Source organism: Mycobacterium sp. MAA66, from assembly GCF_041261665.1.
In the GTDB taxonomy this organism is placed as follows: Bacteria; Actinomycetota; Actinomycetes; order Mycobacteriales; family Mycobacteriaceae; genus Mycobacterium.
Genome location: NZ_JBGCCC010000001.1, coordinates 1,190,858 through 1,207,392, shown reverse-complemented (window position 1 = coordinate 1,207,392; position 16,535 = coordinate 1,190,858). Strand labels below are relative to the sequence as shown.

Annotated in this window: 16 protein-coding genes and 1 pseudogene; 10 read left to right on the top strand and 7 right to left on the bottom strand. The window is 64.2% G+C overall.

The window, feature by feature from the left end:
* Positions 1 to 80: 80 nt before the first annotated feature.
* Positions 81 to 1,673, top strand: a complete 1,593-nt coding sequence (locus ABIA30_RS05895) for an FAD-binding protein (protein ID WP_370062947.1) — start codon at positions 81 to 83, stop codon at positions 1,671 to 1,673.
* 68 nt (positions 1,674 to 1,741) lie between these two features.
* Positions 1,742 to 2,038, top strand: a complete 297-nt coding sequence (locus ABIA30_RS05890) for a hypothetical protein (protein WP_370062945.1) — start codon at positions 1,742 to 1,744, stop codon at positions 2,036 to 2,038.
* A gap of 31 nt (positions 2,039 to 2,069) precedes the next feature.
* Here the strand turns inward: ABIA30_RS05890 and ABIA30_RS05885 are convergent, their stop codons facing one another.
* Positions 2,070 to 2,525 (bottom strand): PPOX class F420-dependent oxidoreductase, encoded by a 456-nt coding sequence (locus tag ABIA30_RS05885; protein WP_370062943.1) that lies wholly within the window; start codon positions 2,523 to 2,525, stop codon positions 2,070 to 2,072.
* Positions 2,526 to 2,617: 92 nt separating this feature from the next.
* Positions 2,618 to 3,052, bottom strand: a complete 435-nt coding sequence (locus ABIA30_RS05880) for a three-helix bundle dimerization domain-containing protein (RefSeq protein WP_370062941.1) — start codon at positions 3,050 to 3,052, stop codon at positions 2,618 to 2,620.
* Between the two features lie 140 nt (positions 3,053 to 3,192).
* Here ABIA30_RS05880 and ABIA30_RS05875 point away from each other — a divergent pair, with 140 nt between their 5' ends.
* Positions 3,193 to 3,396, top strand: coding sequence for a three-helix bundle dimerization domain-containing protein (locus ABIA30_RS05875; RefSeq protein ID WP_370063377.1), 204 nt, complete (start codon positions 3,193 to 3,195; stop codon positions 3,394 to 3,396).
* 65 nt (positions 3,397 to 3,461) lie between these two features.
* Here ABIA30_RS05875 and ABIA30_RS05870 read toward each other — a convergent pair whose 3' ends face one another.
* The gene (locus ABIA30_RS05870; RefSeq protein ID WP_370062939.1) at positions 3,462 to 3,713 is read right to left on the bottom strand and encodes a hypothetical protein; all 252 of its coding nucleotides are present in this window, start codon (positions 3,711 to 3,713) and stop codon (positions 3,462 to 3,464) included.
* 191 nt (positions 3,714 to 3,904) lie between these two features.
* Between ABIA30_RS05870 and ABIA30_RS05865 the strand changes: the two genes are divergently transcribed.
* A complete protein-coding gene (locus tag ABIA30_RS05865; RefSeq protein WP_370062938.1) occupies positions 3,905 to 4,594 on the top strand; it encodes a type 1 glutamine amidotransferase domain-containing protein in 690 nt (229 codons plus the stop codon).
* Positions 4,595 to 4,600: 6 nt separating this feature from the next.
* Here ABIA30_RS05865 and ABIA30_RS05860 read toward each other — a convergent pair whose 3' ends face one another.
* Entirely contained in the window at positions 4,601 to 5,002 is a 402-nt protein-coding gene (locus tag ABIA30_RS05860) for a PPOX class F420-dependent oxidoreductase (protein ID WP_370063376.1), read from the bottom strand.
* A 254-nt stretch (positions 5,003 to 5,256) separates the two neighbouring features.
* On the opposite strand from ABIA30_RS05860, the pseudogene ABIA30_RS05855 reads away from it, so the two are divergent.
* Positions 5,257 to 6,020, top strand: a pseudogene (locus tag ABIA30_RS05855) (SDR family oxidoreductase).
* 119 nt (positions 6,021 to 6,139) lie between these two features.
* On the opposite strand, the gene ABIA30_RS05850 reads toward ABIA30_RS05855, so the two are convergent.
* Positions 6,140 to 7,009, bottom strand: coding sequence for a hypothetical protein (locus tag ABIA30_RS05850; RefSeq protein ID WP_370062936.1), 870 nt, complete (start codon positions 7,007 to 7,009; stop codon positions 6,140 to 6,142).
* 202 nt (positions 7,010 to 7,211) lie between these two features.
* Here ABIA30_RS05850 and ABIA30_RS05845 point away from each other — a divergent pair, with 202 nt between their 5' ends.
* Positions 7,212 to 8,873 carry an SLC13 family permease gene (locus tag ABIA30_RS05845; protein ID WP_370062934.1) on the top strand — a complete coding sequence of 554 codons (1,662 nt, stop codon included), beginning with the start codon at positions 7,212 to 7,214 and terminating at the stop codon, positions 8,871 to 8,873.
* Here ABIA30_RS05845 and ABIA30_RS05840 read toward each other — a convergent pair.
* Complete coding sequence (locus ABIA30_RS05840) at positions 8,848 to 9,414, bottom strand: N-acetyltransferase family protein (RefSeq protein ID WP_370062932.1); 567 nt, start codon at positions 9,412 to 9,414, stop codon at positions 8,848 to 8,850. The two genes, ABIA30_RS05845 and ABIA30_RS05840, sit on opposite strands and share 26 nt — an antisense overlap.
* An 8-nt stretch (positions 9,415 to 9,422) precedes the next feature.
* Positions 9,423 to 13,205 (bottom strand): tandem-95 repeat protein, encoded by a 3,783-nt coding sequence (locus tag ABIA30_RS05835; RefSeq protein WP_370062931.1) that lies wholly within the window; start codon positions 13,203 to 13,205, stop codon positions 9,423 to 9,425.
* Between ABIA30_RS05835 and ABIA30_RS05830 the strand changes: the two genes are divergently transcribed.
* The 4 genes from ABIA30_RS05830 (at position 13,204) to ABIA30_RS05815 (ending at position 16,484) form a co-directional block, all read left to right on the top strand.
* The gene (locus ABIA30_RS05830) at positions 13,204 to 13,635 is read left to right on the top strand and encodes a hypothetical protein (protein ID WP_370062929.1); all 432 of its coding nucleotides are present in this window, start codon (positions 13,204 to 13,206) and stop codon (positions 13,633 to 13,635) included. The two genes, ABIA30_RS05835 and ABIA30_RS05830, sit on opposite strands and share 2 nt — an antisense overlap.
* A 294-nt stretch (positions 13,636 to 13,929) precedes the next feature.
* Positions 13,930 to 14,964: a fused (3R)-hydroxyacyl-ACP dehydratase subunits HadA/HadB gene (locus tag ABIA30_RS05825; protein WP_370062927.1), complete on the top strand. Its 1,035-nt coding sequence runs from the start codon at positions 13,930 to 13,932 to the stop codon at positions 14,962 to 14,964.
* 91 nt (positions 14,965 to 15,055) lie between these two features.
* Positions 15,056 to 15,259, top strand: coding sequence for a cold-shock protein (locus ABIA30_RS05820; protein WP_370062925.1), 204 nt, complete (start codon positions 15,056 to 15,058; stop codon positions 15,257 to 15,259).
* Positions 15,260 to 15,410: 151 nt separating this feature from the next.
* Entirely contained in the window at positions 15,411 to 16,484 is a 1,074-nt protein-coding gene (locus ABIA30_RS05815) for a patatin-like phospholipase family protein (protein WP_370062923.1), read from the top strand.
* Positions 16,485 to 16,535: the final 51 nt, after the last annotated feature.

Here is a 16,535-nt window from a genome sequence, read left to right as displayed (position 1 = left end):
GTCTACGAGCTGAACCCCCACTTCTAGTTTGTACTTGTGGTACAAACTAGAAGTACAAACGGTGGTTGTCGGGGAGAGTCATGCCAAAGACACAGTCAACGGACGTTCTTGTGGTGGGTTACGGTGCCGCGGGCGTCTGCGCTGCGCTGGAAGCCCGATCGCGGGGTGCTGAGGTGCTGGCCATCGACCGATTCAACGGTGGTGGGGCGACTCAGGTTTCGGGCGGAATCATCTACGCCGGTGGCGGTACCTGGGTTCAGCGCGAGGCTGGTGTCGATGACAGCGCCGACGCCATGTACGCCTACTTGCAGGCCGAGATCGGCGATTCCGTACGTCCCGAAACACTGCGACGTTTCGTCGACACCAGCCCCGCGATGATCGACTGGCTCACCGACCATGGAGTGCCGTTCGAGGCCTCGGTGTGTCCGTACAAGACGTCGTACCCGAACAACAAGTACTACCTCTACTACTCGGGCAGTGAAAACTCCGGGCGCTTTCGCACCATCACCCCGCCGGCGCAACGCGGGCATCGGGCCAAAGGCGCAGGCGCGTCGGGCAAAAAGATCTATCAGCCTCTCGCGGCCTCGGCAGCCGCTCTCGGGGTGCGCACGCAGTTCCTCACTCGCGCCGTGTCCCTGTTGACCAACGCTGACGGTCGGGTGGTCGGGGTCCGGGCCAGCACACTGGCCGACGCACCGGCTCGGATTCAGCGCCGTTACCGTTCGTATGCCGCACTCGCGATCAAGCCGGGCATCTACTACCCGCCGCTACGGGCCACGATGGAAAGACTGATGAGCGGTCTGGAACGTCGGTACGCGCGCACGGTCGACATTCATGCGCGCAAGGCCGTCATCCTCAGTGCGGGTGGCTATATCGCCAATCGAGAATGGATCGCCGAGCACGCGCCGGCGTACCGCGACGGGCTGCAGCTCGGTACCACCGCGGACGATGGCAGCGGAATCACCCTCGCGGCCGATGTCGGCGCCGCTGTCGATCGACTGGACAACGTGTCCGCTTGGCGTTTCATCACTCCGCCCAGCGCGCTCCTCGGGGCCCTCGTGGTCGACGCAGATGGCCAACGATTCATCGACGAGACGCGCTACGGCGCCGCCGTAGGCCACGCCATGATTCAGGACCACGGTGGCCGCGGGTGGATGCTGGCCGACCACTCATTGCTCACCCAGGCGCGGGCACAGCTTCCCAAGCAGGCCATCTGGTTTCAGCGTCTGCAGATGGAAGCCATGTTGCGCACCGACCGGGTCTCGGCCTCGACCTTGGAAGAGGTCGCAGCCAAGGCCGGAGTCGATCCGGCAGGGCTGCGCGCCACCGTCGAGGCCCACAACTCGGCGGCCGCCGCAGGCTTGCCCGATCCGATGGGCAAGCCCGCCGATTTCGTACATCCGGTCGAGCAGGGGCCTTTCTCATTGATCGAGATATCTATCAAGCCCAGCCTGATCAATCCGTGCCCGATGTTCACCCTTGGTGGTCTCGTGGTCGACGAGCTCACCGGGACTGTGAAAACTCCTGCAGGACAGTCGATCGAAGGGCTCTACGCTGCCGGCCGTACGGCGATCGGTCTGTGCGCAGATTCATACGTCAGCGGACTTTCCTTGGCTGATTGCGTCTTCTCTGGCCGTCGCGCAGCGGAGCACGCGGTCACGGCCACCAGTTAGCTTCAAACAATCTGTGCAGTCTGGCGATTCGGCTAACACGTGTTGCGGCCCCGGGCTATGAATCAATGATGAGCAACCACGTGAACCTGACCCCACAGGAAAACGCGCTGATCGGCGAGTGCCATCCCGACGCTCTCGCACGCATGGACGAGAAGTCGTTGAAGGAACTGCAGGGTCGACTCAGGCAAGCACGCGAGAAGAACTTCAGCTTGCTGCGGCGCCAGGGCGCTGCCCGAGTGGAGGCCGAGGGCGGCCGCGGCGCTGCCCAGCCGGCCAGTGAGAAGCGTAGTGAAAAGGTGGAGGTCTTCGACGAGGCGCTGACTCGGGTGAATCAGCGCCTCGACGCTGTCAGGGACACTGAATAGCCTTGCAGCCTAGATCAATACTGGTGGGGCATCACTTGGGCGGGAAGCCGCCCGTGGCCACCGGCCCCCAGCGGCGCGGTGTGATCCGGATCAGGCACTTGCCCTGATCGACCATCGCCTGGCGGTACTCCGACCAATCGGGGTGCTCTCCGGCGATCGCGCGGTAGTAGTCGACCAGTGGTTCCACGGCATCCGGGAGGTCGATCACCTCAGCGTCACCGTCGACCTGCACATAAGCGTCGTTGAACTCGGCGGACAGCACGACCACGCTGGCGGTGGGTGTCCGGCGGATGTTCACGCATTTGGCGCGTTGTGGATAGCTGGCAATGACGAGCCGTCCCTGTTCGTCGAGGCCGCCTGTGACCGGTGAACTCTGCAGGGACCCGTCCGTACGGAACGTGGTGAGCACCATCGCGTGCCGGGGACGGACGAAGTCAAGCAAATCGGGGAGGCCGACCATATCGGCTGTCGCGAGTTTACGGGCCATGGCAAAACATCGTAAACGTCAGACGCGACGGCGTCGAGTCTCAAATCGATTGTCGTGCAACGGGTTCTGCCTGATCTGGCGACCGTCAGGTGTCACGCGAGTTTTCGGTGTGCGGCCTGCTCGACGAACTGCGGGATGAAGTCGCGGATTGCATGATGGTGGAAGTCGGCGTGGATGCGGCGCACGATTGCGGTCACCGTCCGGGGATCGACGTTCGGATAGGTGATGCTGAGCTGGGCGACCAGTGCGTTGATGGCGGCATATTCGGCGGCTCTGGCGGTCAATGGATCATCGTCCGGTAGTCCGATCGAAGGGGTGGTGCCCAGACTCTCGATGGCGTAGGCGTCATAGGCGGCGACGATGTGTTCCGGCGCGGCGTCGGGGTGCTCGCGGGCCACGATGTCTATCGCGACCTGGCACGCTGGGCCCAGGACAGTGTTATGCGCAGGCCTGCGGCCTGTTGCGAGCGCCGCGGCGAGCAGGTCCTGAAAGGTCTGCTCGACCAAATCGGGGGAGTCTGCGGCCATGGGTGCGACTGTACTGACCGTCGGTTACGTGCCGGCGACACACGAGTGCCGGTTGTGGTTGGAGTGTCTCGCCGGCGTTACCGGTATGGCAGCTGAGCTGGGTGCGATTGCGCGGCAAGTAGGTCAGAATATATTGCGTGATGCTCACGATGAGTGAAGACCAGCAGATGGCCGAGGTGATGACTCGCCTGGTCACGCGACACCCATCGCGCGATCCGTCGGACATCGCCTATTCGGTGCAGCGTGCGCGTGAGTGTTTCGCGTCCAGCCCGATCAGGGATTTCGTGCCGCTCTTGGTGGAGCGTCGGGTGAGCACAGAACTGTCGCGCGAATCGGCGTCCTGAACACTCAAGGGACACAAAGGATCCGATCTCACGACAGCGCCGGGCAGCGCCGTCGATCTACTTCCTCATGCGGTGCTCTGGTCTTGAGCATTCTGCGTGAAGATATCGCCGGACGTTTGGCCCTGGTCGTTGACGCTGTTCCCGTTGTCATCGTCAACGGCGATGATGCGGCCGGTCAGTGGGGATTGCGGGCCGGCCGAAGTTGTCGCTGCTATCGAACCTGATGCCACGGCGGCTTGGGCATTGGCGGGAGAAACGGTGCTGAACAGCGCAAACGTTGCGACGGTCGCGGCCCCGGCCAATACAACCGATGCCACGTGCCCAATGGGACTTGATGGTTTGTTTGTCATGCCTCAATGCAGCGCCTGATTTTTAGCAGCGAGATTGGGCGACGTTAGCTATCCGCTGTGAGGTCGCGTCGATATTTGCCTTGAGGAGTGCATCGGACAGATTTGTCGGATGCGGCCACTTCGCGGCGCCGCCAGGCCACAAGCGCAATGCTTGGTGAATGGCCAAGCGCATCTTGAACGTCGTCACCAACGTCTCGCACTACGCGGACCCGTCCGAGCCGACCGGCCTGTGGCTGTCGGAACTGACGCACGCGTATCACGTCTTCGCCGAGGCGGGGTACGAGCAGACGATCGTCAGCCCGAACGGTGGCCTCTCGCCGCTGGAACCGCGATCACTGAAGTTCCCGAACTATGACAAGAGCGCCAAGGCGTGGAAAGCCGATGACGCGAAGATGGCGCTCTTGGTGAACACTGCCTCACCCGCGAACATCGACTCCGCCGATTTTGACGCGATCTACTTCACCGGCGGTCACGCGGTGATGTTCGACTTCCCTGATAGTGAAGGCCTGCAACGCATCTCGCGGGAGATTTTCGAGCGTGGGGGAGTTGTGTCGTCTGTCTGTCACGGCTACTGCGGTTTGCTCAATACCACACTGTCCGACGGATCGCTGTTGGTCGCCGGCCGCAAGCTCACCGGGTTCTCCTGGGCGGAGGAGGTGGTGGCTCGCGTCGATAAGTTGGTGCCCTACAACGTCGAAGCCGAGATGAAGAAGCGCGGCGCCCGCTACGAGAAAGGACTGATTCCATTCGCCTCGTATGTCGTCGTCGACGGTCGGCTGGTCACGGGCCAGAACCCGGGGTCGGCGAAGGCGACGGCCAAGAAGGTCGTCTCGGTGTTGCAAGGCTGAGCCAGGTCACGGCTGAGCAGGGTCGCGGGGCGAGATCTCGATGGCGAATGATGCCTGTTGGCGCCGGGTAATCCAGACGGCGAATTCACTCAGCGGCCCTAGCAACCAGTACTTGCGGTTCATGATCTTGCGGACTCTGCCGGCGTCTTCGAAGCCGAGGACGCGTGCAGTGCCGTCGACGATCGGCGAGCCGGCAACGATATTGCCCCGAATGTCGCAGGGTTGCAATGTCACCGCGGAATTGCGACGGATGCGTTTCACTTTGTGCGAGCCGACCTCTGAAAAGAAGTAGAGCTTGCCCTCGCCGGGCGCGATCCAGACCGGGGTTGATATGGCGCTGCCGTCCTTGCGGTAGCTGGTGAACGACACGTAGCTCGCCCGGCCGACCACATCCCAGGATTCGATCATTGTTGTTTCCCCTGCCTTTTGCGCCGCCGCGCAGATTCTGCCGCAAGAAGGTCGGCGCCGCCACGATGTCGGCTTCGTCGTCCTGGACCGGTTACGGAGCGAGATGTTGCATCGCATTGGCTTCAGCGACTTGCTCACGCCGGCAGAGCGTCCTGTGACCATCTGCCGCGCATGACGTGCTGGGCCCACTCATAGTCGCCTTTCATGAAAGTACGTGCGGCAGCAATCCAACCGTCAACAGGATGGACCACACCGTGAAAATCACCGGCAACACCGTCTTCATCCCGGGCGCCACCAGCGGAATCGGGTTAGCCCTGGCCCTCGCGCTGCAGGGCAGGGGCAACACCGTCATCATCGGTGGCCGTCGTGTGGACCGGCTACTCAGATCGCGGCCCAACACCCCGGCATCGACACCGTCCGCATTGATACCGCCGATCCCGCAGGTGTCACGGCAGCTGCCGCCGATGTGCTTGGCGCGCACCCCGATCTGAATGTTCTCGTCGCGATGGCAGGGATCATGAAGATCGAGGGCTGGCATCAGCCCGAAGGGTTTTTGTCTTCTGCCGAGGAGGTGATCACCACCAACGTCCTCGGCCCGATCCGACTGATCGCCGCATTCATCGAGCATCGTCAACAACAGCGTGACGCCGCGATCATCGCCGTCTCATCCGGTCCGGCTTTCGCGCCCGTTAAAGCAACGCCTAGCCACGACGCCTCGAAGGCTGCCATCCACATGCTTACCGAGACACTGCGGTTGCAGCTGGCCGACACCTCGGTGCAACTTCTGGAGCTGCAGCCGCCGACGGTGGCCACCGATCTGCTTCCGGGACAACGCGAGAGTGATTTCGCCATGCCACTGGACCAGTTCGTCGCCGAAGTGATCGGTATCCACGAGTCTCAGCCCGATGCCGCCGAGATCCAGGTCGAACGGGTCAAGTTCCTGCGCTACGGTGAAGCACGTGGCGACTACGACCATGTGGTGGCAACGCTCAACGCCGCTGACCCACATGGCAATTGATGTGCATTCAGGCCGCTCGTTCGAATGTGCCGTCGCACATCTGCTCGGCAGCTCCAGCATTCATAGCTCACGTATAACGCCCGCAGAGCCCTTCGCTAACCTCGCGTCCTAACTTGGCTTCACTCGGACGAAATGGATAGTTCGACGATGCTGCGCAGGGAGGCAGCGAAGATGAGGCCGGCACCGTTTCGGTGATCGCGGCCGCAGCGTTGGTGGGGGTATGCCGGGAGGCACGCCATGAAAATTGGACAACGAGTTGTCAGCACGGCCTTCGCCACGGGCCTTGGGATCGGATTATTCTGTGGCACAGCGGGAGTGGCGAATGCCGTCGTCGCGCAGGGATTGGAGACCGGACCGGCGCCGATGGCGCCCAGCGACTCAGGCTCGTCTGCTGGTTCCAGCAACTCGGGTAGTTCGAGTTCTTCGGGGTCGTCGTCATCGACGAGTGGCGGTTCGTCGTCGAGCGGTTCGTCAGCCGAGACCGGCGGCGGCGCGGTGTCATCACCGAGTTCCGGCGGCGGTGTTTCATCACCGAGTTCGGGCGGCGAACCAGGCATCTCCGGGCCCAGCGGGCCTGAGGTGTCGGCTCCGTCGAACTCCGGCCCCGCGACCCAGTCGGGCACGGGTGCCGGCGAGTCCGGGGCGCCGCCGGCCTCACCGGGTGCTCCACAGGCACCCGCCGGTCCGAGCGGCCCTTCATCGGAGCCAGACCGAAGCGCGCCGCCGCGCAGTGCCGACGCCGCAGGACCGCCGCCTGACAGCGGCGCACTCGGCCCGGTCGCGCCCCCGCGTGGCCACGGTGGCCCCGGTGGCGAGTCACCCGGCGGACCTCCGAACGGGCACGGCGGACCCGGCGGACCACCTGTCGGGCCCGGTGGCGGACCGGGCAACCGGCCGCCGTGGCACCGGCCGCCGACCGAACCGCCTTGGTGGTGGTGGCAGTTGCCCGACAACACCACCGACAACGCCACCGATGACGGCACTGACACCGAGCCGCCGGCGTGCCAACAGCAGCCACTCCGTCGCGACGCGACACCTCCACCACCCTTCGCATACCAGGGTCAGACGGTGAATCCGACCTTCGATCCGAATATCGGACAGTGGGGATTCTGGTTCCAGAACAAGTGGATACCGCTGTACGAGCCCGGCTGCTAGTCATCGGTTGGTGGCCCATGGCCGACAATGGATGGCGTGGCACTGACTGCAGCAGTGATCGTGATCCTGACCTTGGTGGCGATGACGACGGGGCGGCTACCGGCGGTACTGGCCCTGATTTGCGCGCTCGTGGCGGGTGGCTTGCTCGGGATCGCCACGCCCGGTGAGCTTTTCGCCGGTCTGAGCAATGGGGGCGTGATCACCGTCGCGGCGATGCTGGTGATCGCCAAAGGTGTGCTCCACACCGGAGTGGTCTCGCGGGCCACCTACCGGCTGTTGTCGGGCGTGCAGACCTCGGGGCAGGCGCTGCGCCGACTCATCCCGCCGGTCGGCTTCATCTCGGCGCTGATCAACACCACACCGATCGTCGCAATGCTGATCCCGGCTGCCAAGGAACTACAGCAGCGCTCCGGCGTTGCCTCTCGGGGCGTGCTGCTGCCCATCGCGCACGCCACCACGCTGGCCGGCTCGGCCACCCTGATCGGCACCAGCTCGAACCTGCTCATCGCCGCCCTGGCGGCACCTTCGGGTGCCGAGGTGACCATGTTCTCGTTCGTGCCCATCGCGGTTCCGGTGGCGTTGGTGGGCTGGATGGTCCTGCTGTTCACGGCGCCGGCGATGTTGCGCGGGCGAAGCGAGGACAAGGAACGCGACCTGTCTTGGCAGGCCGAGATCCCGGTCGCGACCCAGGCAAATGCGGTCGGCCGCACTGCCGCCGAACTGGGCATCGAAACCACGGTCGAGTTCGAACTGGTGGAAATCCGGCGCTGGGGCAAGCCGGTCGACATGCTGTCCGTGCTGCAAGCCGATGACCGGTTGATCTATCGGGCCACCGAGGAAGGGGTCCGAATCCTCTGGGGCAGCCCGCGTTTCGGGTTGTCACCGAAGCCCCTCTACCTGGTCGCCATAGCCACCAACGAGCAGGCTACGGTTCGTGACCTGGAGGACGACGAGGACATCATGGTGGTGGCCGCGCAGACCACCGGAGCGCTGCGGGAAGCGCCGGCAGAACCGGGTGAGCTCTGTCTGGTCACCGCCGACTCGGTGGCCGCCCTCGACGAGCATTCGCTGGTCGGCCTGTGGCAGCAGACAGCCGGCAAGGCGCCGCAGACCGGCAAGACGTGGATCGCGCTGCTCATATTGGCGGCCGTCATCGTGGCCGGTTCCTTCGGCTTGGCTCCCGTAGAACTCATCGCAGTGACCGGCGCGTCGATGATCGTCCTCACCGGCGTCTTGACGCCCCGCTCGGCGGTACGTGCGCTCAACTGGAACATCCTGGCGATCATCGCCGGGTCGATCGGCCTCGGCGCGATTGTCGTGAAAAGTGGCTTAGGAGGCTATATTTCGGACGCGGTCTTGACGCTGTCGGGTGGTAAGACGGTATTGGTCGTGGTAGTGCTCGCAGTGTGCACCACCGTTCTGACGAATGTCGTCACAAACGCTGCGGCGGCCGCCATCCTCACGCCGGTCGTACTGACCATCGCGGCCAGAACCGACCTGAATCCCGTACTCCTGCTGACGATGGTGGGTACGTGCATTTCGTTCACGTTCTTGAACCCGTTCAGCCATCAGTCGAATCTCATGGTCATGCGTCCGGGTGGGTACTCCACCGGCACCTTCGTCAGATTCGGTCTGCCGCTGACGGTGGTCTGCCTGGTGACGGTGTGCGCAGTCAGTTGGGTGCTGCTGGCCGCCTGACCTTGGCGCCGGCAGTGAACAGCTCGAGCGGGAAGACCAGCACGTGGTAGTCCCGGTCCTGGTGACGAAACCCCGGAACCTCGGTCATTCCGTAATGGCGGTGTACGGCAAGGGATTTCTGATTGGCGTCTTCGACGAAGGCCACGCCCACATCGAATCGGTCGCACAGTTCCCGGCTGAGGTACCTCAGCAGCGTCGTCAACACGCCACGTCCCTGGAACTCGGGAGTCACCGCAGCCGGGCCGTACATGAAGATCCGTTGTTGTTCTCCGAGAGCGCGTTTGGCTGCGTCCGCGGCGAGCTTCGGCGGACCACCAGGTGTCGTGTCGGCGACGCTGGTCATCGCAAAGCCGGCCAACCGAGTGTCTTCCTCGGCCAGGAAGACCCCGGTTCCCTGCTGGAACCGGGTCAGCATCTCGGCGTTCATCGCACCTTGGACAAAGCCCTGTTCGGCTCGCTGCGCGGGTGACAACGCATCGCCTCGGGATCGGCCCATCAACGCCATGATGGCTCCGATGTCCGCAGAGCCTGAGCGGCGCACGCTGATTGTCATACCACGCCGGCAGCGTCCCCGGCGGCGACGATGGCCGCGTTCTCCGCGATCACCTGCTCGAGCACACCGAGCGCGGGCTTGGGTGTCCAATCCTCATGGAACAGGCCCATTGTCGCCTGGGCGGGGTCGGGGTCCTGATAGTCCACCAGGGCCTGGATGAACGCAGGGCCGGCGTAATCGAGTGTGCGCCAGGTACGCAGGAAGTCTCCGATGTACGCAGCCTGGGCGTCTTCGGACACTTCGGACGTCGGTTCGCCGTATTCGGTGGCCCAGATCTTCTTGTTGCCATCACCGTTGGCGACCATCACCGCGTGCAGTTGCTCGGCTTGCGTGATCGGCATGCCGGCATGGCCTTCGCCGACCGAGAACATCACGCCGTATTGGTACGGGTGGAACGACAGCGCGTCGAAGTATCCGGCGGCGCCGGCCGCATACATCTCGGTCAGGAAGGTCACCGGGTTGATCGCCGGACCGCCCGGCGTTTCCGCCACCGCTGCTACTCCGGCGGCGATGACGAGGGCGTTCGGGTCGGCTTCCTTGATCGCGGTGTAGGCGACCTTGAGCAGCGCGGTGTACTGCGCCGAGTTGGGTGTGGGGGCCCAGAAGCCGTTGTAGTTGGGTTCATTCCAAATCTCGTAGTCGGCGACCTTGCCCTGGTACCGGGTCGCGACCTGGCTCATGAAATCGCCGAACGCGGCGAGATTGGCCGGCTGCCCTTGGTACAGCGGTTGACCCGGTACCGCAGCCCAGTCCGGCGTCGAGTCGACGGTGGCGAGCACCTTGATGCCGTTGGCGTTGGCGCTGTTGACCATGCGGTCCACCGCACTCCAGTCGTACGTGCCCTGCGTGGATTCGACTCCGGCCCACGGCAACATGATTCGAATCGTGTCGACGCCGGCGGCTTTGAGCAGACCCAAGGCCTTGTCGGTGTCGGTCTGCGAATAGAAGTACAGCTGCTGGGTGTTGACGCCTATCGTCGTCGCACGTTGATCGATCGCGCTTGCCGATGGCGGGGCGATCGTGACATTCACTGTCGCCGTGGCCGTTCCACCGAACGCGTCGCTGATGTTGACGGTGAAGCTATCGGTGTTCTGTCCGGGGACCGCGAGCGCAAGGTACCGCGCATCCACATTGGGTGTGTAGGTGAACTGACCCGTAGATGTCACCTTCGCGACGCCGGACGCCGGCCCCGTACCGAGGCTGTATGCCAACGGGTCGCCTTGGTAGCCGGACGCGGTGACCGTACCGGTCACGGTGCCAACGGCTGTCGACGGATTACCAACTGTCACAGTGACATTCGATGGAGGTGCAGAGGTTGACGGGTTCGGGGCGATGGATACCTTCACCGATGCCGTTGTAGTGCCGCCGAATCCGTCGCTGACGGTGAAAGTGATGGTCTCTGACTTGGTGGATGTGCTGGCTCCCACTTTCGAAGCCGTCAGTCGGGCAGCGGCGGTGGGCGTGTACGTGAAGGACCCGTCAGCGTTGACGACGGTGGTGCCCTTCGTCGTGCCGCTCGCGGTATAGGTCAGCGTGTCGCCGTCGGTGTCGGTGGCGCCGACGGTGCCTGTAACCACTCCTGAGCGCGGGTCGGAATTCGTCAAGGTCGCCTTGGCCCCAAAGGGTTTGGTGTTGGCAGCACCGATCTTGACATTCACCGTGACCGGCACGACGCCGCCATGGCCGTCGTCGACCGTGACGGTGAACGTGTCCATCTTGTCGTCGTGGGTGGCGTTCGGCGCGGTCGCGGCCGAGCGGGCAGCAGCGTTGGGTGTGTAGGTGAACGACCCGCTTGAGGTGACTGTCACGGTGCCCTTTGCCGGCGTGCCGGTCACCGAGTAGGACCGCTTGTCGCCGTCGCTGTCGGAGGATGCGACGGTGCCCTTGACGACGCCCGTCGAGGTACTGGGATTACCGATGGTCGTCTTGACTGTCGGCGCAGTGTTTTTCGGGTCGATGGTGAGAGGGACGGTCTCGGTGAGGGTGCCGTTGCGGCCATCGGAGACCGTGATGGTGAACGAGTCCTGTGTCACCGAACTCGGTGCGCCCGGCACGGATGCGGCATGGCGAGCAGTGGAAGTCGGTGTGTAGGTGTAGGTTCCGTCGGAGTTGAAGACCAACTTGCCCTTGGTGGGTTTGGTGTTCACTGTGTAGGTAAGTGGATCACCGTCGAAGTCGACCACCCCCACCGTCCCGGCGAGCGCGCCCGTCGACGGGTTGGAGACACTGTACTGCGGAGCGCTGGAGAACGGTGGTGTGTTCGGCGGGACGAGTGAGACGACGTGGACGCTGTTGGTGTCGGCGTCGGTCACGAACATCTGTGTGCCGTCCGGGCTGAGCGCGACGCCGGGCAGCACCGTCTCCGGGCCGGCCGTGGTGTCGCGAATGCTGGTGACTCCTGCGTATCCGCCGGCGGTGGTGTTCAGCGCCGCGAGCAGGCCGGTGCTCGTGGTGATCATCAACGCGCTGCCGTCGTTGGTCAGGGCGATACCATTCAGTGGTTGACCGAGGTCGAAAGTTGTTGTGCCGCCTGTAGTGGTATTGACCATGGTGATGCCGCCGGTGCCGGTGGCGGCGAACAACATCGGGTAGGTCCGGCTTACTGCGAGACCGATTGGGGCACCGGCGATATTGCTGAGCGTCGTGGCTGTCGTCGCGCCGGACGAGAACCACGAGAGATTGCCGCCCGCCGACGTGGCGCTGCCGACGTAGACCTTGTTGCCATCGGAACTCACCGCGAGCTCCGTGGGGTTGAGGCCCGCTGCGAGCTTGACGGTGCCGGCGACCTTGTTGGTCGACGTACTGATCTTGGTGACGGTCGCGCTGCTGCCGTTGGCGACGTAGACCGTACTGCCGCTGGGGTTGATCGTGATGGCGGTCGGATTGGTAACTGCCAGTGTGGCTTTCACCTTGCCCGTCACGCCGTCGATGACGGTGACCGTGTTGTTGGTCGAGCTCGACACGTATAGCCGGGTGCCGTCACTCTTGACCGCTATACCGTCAGGTGCCGCGCCCACCTGATAGGTGGCGATCACCGTGTTCTTGATGGTGTCGTAGATGGTGACGGTACCGGCGTCGCGGCTCGTGATGTATGCACGATTGCTCGTGGTCGCCACCGCGCTGGGGGCGGTCACGGTGGTGATGTCGGTGGACTTGTAGAACGGTGATGGGCTCACGGGGATGTTCACCGTGACCGCGACGGGGCTGACCCCGTCTGTCACACCAAGTGTCATGGTGACCGTGTCGGTGGCGGACGACTGGCTGGCCGAGAATCGCTGCGCGGTCGTGGGCGTGTAGGTGAAGGTAGCCGTTTTGGCGTTGTAGGTCAGCGTGCCCGCGCTCGGTGGAGTCAGCACCCCTACGGCGACCTTGTTGCCTTCCGGGTCGCTGGTGGTCAGTTGTCCCAGCACCTTGCCCGTCGTCGCATCGGGCCTGCCCCAGGTGACGTCCGCGGTCGGCGGTTGGTTGGTCACCGTCGCTGCCGCCGGCTGCGCGGCGGTCATCGGGGTCGCGGTCGCGGCGATGGCAGTGGCTTCGGTCGTTCCTACTTGTTTCCGCGCTGCGGCAAGCAACGTCCACGCGAGAGGCGACTCCGCAGTGCCACCGGGGAACGCACCCAGCAATGAAGACAACACCGGACGTACGACGCTGGTGATCACGTTGGTGATCGAGGCCTGAATCGGGTTCACCGCCACAGGGCGGACCGCGGCCACCGCGACCGAAGTCGTCGGCTGCATCGCGACGCCGACGGGTACCGGCACAGCGGCTACTGGCGCCATGGGACTCGGCGACACGACCGCTGCGACGGGCGTCTGGGTCCGCGGCCGCTGTGGCTGGCTCGCGCTCGATGCGGAGTCCGTTGTGCCGATATCGCTCTTGGCGGTCGGCTTCGGCTTTGCTTTGGGTTTTCTCGGTTTCGACACGGACGTCCCGTCCGCAGGTGTCGTGGCAGCGGTGCCGGACGGCGCATCGTCAGAACCCGCTGGACTCGGTTTCTTCGGCTTCTGCTTCGAAGCGCCACCGGGGCGCCCGTGTGGCGTGGCTGCGGCATGCGATGGACCGGATGCATTGGTCGGGGTGTCCGAGGAGGGGGAGGAGTGGGTCGCATCATCAGGGGCGGCCCAGGCGATACCTGCCGGGGTGGCGATGGCGTATCCGACCCCGAGTGCGACGGCGAGTGCGCCGACCCGTCCGACGTACCTGCCGTAGCGCGTGTCCATCAGCTCCCCATGTTGCTCAGTAGATGACATCTTTTGCTGAGCATCGGCCGTGGGCCAGCCCTGCGAAATGACCAGAGTGCCCGGTGAGTTTACGGTTTGCCGTTGGCGGCCGCGTCAAAATTTGCGAACGCACCTGGACGGCCGGCGGGATGTGTCGATTTGCCATGTCCGCCATCCGATGTGTCGATAGACCCGCTGGTTGAAACCGTGCATCCCATCAGAGATTGCTGGTATCCGATACCGGCCGGACTACGATCACCTGAACCCAGGAGTGAGAGAGTCGATGACCACGGAAACCGATGCGCCCGCTATCCAAGAGCGGGTTGGCCACTACTACAAGGCGGACCGGACCTACCGGGTAGGCCAGGAGAAGGTCCGCGAGTACGCCCGGGCAGTGCAGGACTACCACCCGGCGCACTGGGATGAGGAGGCCGCGGCCGCGTTGGGTTACTCGGGTCTGGTGGCGCCATTGACGTTCACCGCGATCCCCGCCATGGCGGCCAATCAGAAGCTGCTCCAAGAGGTGGTCGTGGGCTACGACACCTACGTGCAGACCGAGCAGGTCTTCGAACAGCATCGGCCGATCGTCGTCGGTGATGAGCTCCTCACCGACGTCGAGCTGTCATCGGTGCGGCGAATCGCGGGCCGGGACATGATCACCATCACAAATACGTTCGTCGATACCGCAGGCGAGACCGTTCACACCATGCACACCACGGTCGTCGGAGTCACGGCGGACGAGGTCGATCCGGCGATCACCACGGCCGTGCGGAAGGTCATGATGCACGACGTCGACGTGCTTGCGGCCGAGGCCGCGGTGACCGACTACGTCAAGACGGTCCGACCCGCCAGCGAGCAGCAGCGGATCTCCGACGGTGGTGAGACCCGCGCGCCGCGCAGCTGCGCATTCGAGACCCTGTCTGTCGGCGACCAGCTACCCGAGCGTCACCTACTGCTTTCGCGCGGTGACCTGGTCAATTACGCGGGCGTCGCGGGCGACGCGAACCCGATCCACTGGGACGAGAGCATCGCCAAGTTGGCCGGCCTGCCGGATGTGATTGCGCACGGCATGCTCACCTTGGGGCTCGGCGCGGGATTCGTCGCCTCATGGTCAGGAGACCCGGGGGCCGTCTCCAAGTACGCGGTGCGACTTTCCGCACCCGCGATCGTCCCGGCCGATCAGCGTGGGGACATCGAGTTCACCGGTCGGATCAAGTCGCTCGACCCTGACACGCGTGACGGGGTGGTCATCGTCGGTGCCAAGTCTGCAGGTAAGAAGATCTTCGGCATGGCGACGATGAAAATTCGATTCGCCTAGGCCATGTGGTACGCGCGTTTACTAACGGGGTGCTAGGGTTTCCGGCGTGGATGTTTTTGGTACATCCTCGGCTAGATGAGAGAAGTTCTAAATGGCACAGGGAACTGTGAAGTGGTTCAACGGTGAGAAGGGCTTCGGCTTTATCACCCCCGATGACGGCAGCAAAGACCTGTTCGTCCATTACTCGGAGATCAGCGCAAGCGGATTCCGGACGCTGGACGAGGGTCAGCGCGTGCAGTTCGAGGTTGGACAGGGTGCCAAGGGCCCGGCGGCCATTGGCGTCACCGCGATCTAACTGATCCGAACACAATGATGGGCTGATGTGGAGTAATCCGCATCAGCCCTCATTTGTTTTCACCGACTGCGTCGGTTGGGGGACTTCCCGGTCTATCTGACGTGTGCGTTGATTAATATCAGCAGTCACACCACGTCAGCACAGGAGGCCGATGAAAGTCTCGCGACGCAGCGCATTCGGGCTTGGCGCCGGATTCGCGGCAGCCGCATTGTCGGTGCCGGGCGTTGCGCACGCTGAGCCCGCCCGAGACCTCGCGGACTCGATCTCGAGGAAGCTGTTCGCTCACGACGGCCTGGCCCGCCCGGTGCCCGTCACACCGACGGCTTCCGAACTGGCCACCGGCCTGGATCGGACCCTGGTCCTGGGCGGGGGAGGCGAGTACTACCTGGCTTGGTACTGCGGCTTCTTCCATGGCCTGATGGAGGCCGGCGTCGACCCGGCAGGGCAGGCGCAGGTGGTGGTCGGCACCTCCGCTGGTGCGTACATCGGTTCGTCGCTCACCTCGGGGCACTTCCAGCACCTGCGCGCGGAGTTCGACTTCTTCGGAGAGTTCCCGGACCGGTTCGCGCAGCTGGCACCCGTCGCAGCCGCCAATGTCAGCCAGCAGCGGGCGCGGGCGATCAACTTCGCCGTCGACAACGGCAATCCCGAGACCATACGCGTCATCGGACACGCCGCCCTCGCGGCGGACAACGCGCTGAGTGGCGACGCCCTAGAGCGCCTGGCGTGGATGCTCACCGACGACAGTCGCACCGACTGGCCGCCGGCGAAGATGTTCACCACGGCCAACGACTGTTATACCGGTGAGCGACTGGTAATCGGCCAGGATGTGGCGCGGCGCAACAACATTGGGCTGGTCCATGCAACGGCGGCCAGTTCTTCACTGCCCGGGATCATCGGCCCGACTTTGGTCGGTCAACGGTTCGGGATGGACGGCGGCATCAGCAGGACGTGGGCGCATACCGACCTGGTCGCCGGGTCCAGGCGGGCATTGGTCATCACGTTGACCAACGGCCACGACGGTGCCCTGCTGAGCGGGATCCCACACAACATCGACGCCGAGATCGACGCGCTCCGTGCCACCGGCACCGCACCGATGCTGATCATCGCCGGCACCCCGCCGGGCGTGAATCTCCTTGACCCCGAACAGATCCGACCGGCATTGCGGACCGGTTACGAGCGGGCTGCCGTCGAGGCGCCGAAGATCCGCGAATTCTTCGGGTAATCCGGCCGGCGCCGCGCAGGGTTGACGGCTGGATATCGGACGCCTAGATTT

What these genes read in the sequence shown, in the direction of transcription:
- ABIA30_RS05895 (WP_370062947.1), top strand. Translation starts at nt 81, where the DNA reads ATGCCAAAGACACAGTCAACGGACGTTCTTGTGGTGGGTTACGGTGCC.
- ABIA30_RS05890 (WP_370062945.1), top strand. Translation starts at nt 1,742, where the DNA reads ATGAGCAACCACGTGAACCTGACCCCACAGGAAAACGCGCTGATCGGC.
- ABIA30_RS05885 (WP_370062943.1), bottom strand. Translation starts at nt 2,525, where the DNA reads ATGGCCCGTAAACTCGCGACAGCCGATATGGTCGGCCTCCCCGATTTG.
- ABIA30_RS05880 (WP_370062941.1), bottom strand. Translation starts at nt 3,052, where the DNA reads ATGGCCGCAGACTCCCCCGATTTGGTCGAGCAGACCTTTCAGGACCTG.
- ABIA30_RS05875 (WP_370063377.1), top strand. Translation starts at nt 3,193, where the DNA reads ATGCTCACGATGAGTGAAGACCAGCAGATGGCCGAGGTGATGACTCGC.
- ABIA30_RS05865 (WP_370062938.1), top strand. Translation starts at nt 3,905, where the DNA reads ATGGCCAAGCGCATCTTGAACGTCGTCACCAACGTCTCGCACTACGCG.
- ABIA30_RS05860 (WP_370063376.1), bottom strand. Translation starts at nt 5,002, where the DNA reads ATGATCGAATCCTGGGATGTGGTCGGCCGGGCGAGCTACGTGTCGTTC.
- ABIA30_RS05830 (WP_370062929.1), top strand. Translation starts at nt 13,204, where the DNA reads ATGGGACTCGGCGACACGACCGCTGCGACGGGCGTCTGGGTCCGCGGC.
- ABIA30_RS05835 (WP_370062931.1), bottom strand. Translation starts at nt 13,205, where the DNA reads ATGGCGCCAGTAGCCGCTGTGCCGGTACCCGTCGGCGTCGCGATGCAG.
- ABIA30_RS05825 (WP_370062927.1), top strand. Translation starts at nt 13,930, where the DNA reads ATGACCACGGAAACCGATGCGCCCGCTATCCAAGAGCGGGTTGGCCAC.
- ABIA30_RS05820 (WP_370062925.1), top strand. Translation starts at nt 15,056, where the DNA reads ATGGCACAGGGAACTGTGAAGTGGTTCAACGGTGAGAAGGGCTTCGGC.
- ABIA30_RS05815 (WP_370062923.1), top strand. Translation starts at nt 15,411, where the DNA reads ATGAAAGTCTCGCGACGCAGCGCATTCGGGCTTGGCGCCGGATTCGCG.